The sequence below is a fragment of the Pseudomonas sp. 30_B genome (assembly GCF_017491605.1).
Lineage (GTDB): Bacteria > Pseudomonadota > Gammaproteobacteria > Pseudomonadales > Pseudomonadaceae > Pseudomonas.
Genome location: NZ_JAFGYY010000330.1, coordinates 1 through 452, shown reverse-complemented (window position 1 = coordinate 452; position 452 = coordinate 1). Strand labels below are relative to the sequence as shown.

Sequence of the window (452 nt, the reverse complement as noted above, 5' to 3'; positions counted from 1 at the left end):
GTTCGGGTCCGACGCGTAGAACGCCGTCTTCACGAGCGGCGAATTGCCGATCGCATAGGCGATCTGGCGGCACTCGGCCGCGCTTTTGCCGCCTTCGACCGTCCCCGTGATGAATTTCGTCGCGCCCTCGCCGTCGCGCACGCTCAATTGCGCGAGCGCTTGCGCGACGGCGGTCACCGCCGCGCGCAGCGCCGCGTACGCGGGCGAATCGGTCGACGCGATCTGCGGCAGGCTCGCCTTGCCGGACGCGATCAGGATGAACGAGTCGTTCGTCGACGTATCGCCGTCGATCGTGATGCAGTTGAACGAATGGTCAGCCACGTCCTTCGCGAGCGCGTCGAGCACGGGCTGCGCGACCTTCGCGTCGAACGCGAGGAAACCGAGCATCGTCGCCATGTTCGGCTTGATCATCCCGGCGCCCTTGCTGATGCCCGTCAGCGTGATCGTATGGC

The 452-nt window shown here is 66.4% G+C and carries 1 protein-coding gene; it reads right to left on the bottom strand.

Features of this window, described 5'->3' with window-relative positions; genetic code table 11:
* Nucleotides 1-452 (bottom strand): bifunctional ornithine acetyltransferase/N-acetylglutamate synthase (locus tag J5M67_RS28535; RefSeq protein WP_207888690.1); only part of this gene is annotated, 452 nt, incomplete at both ends.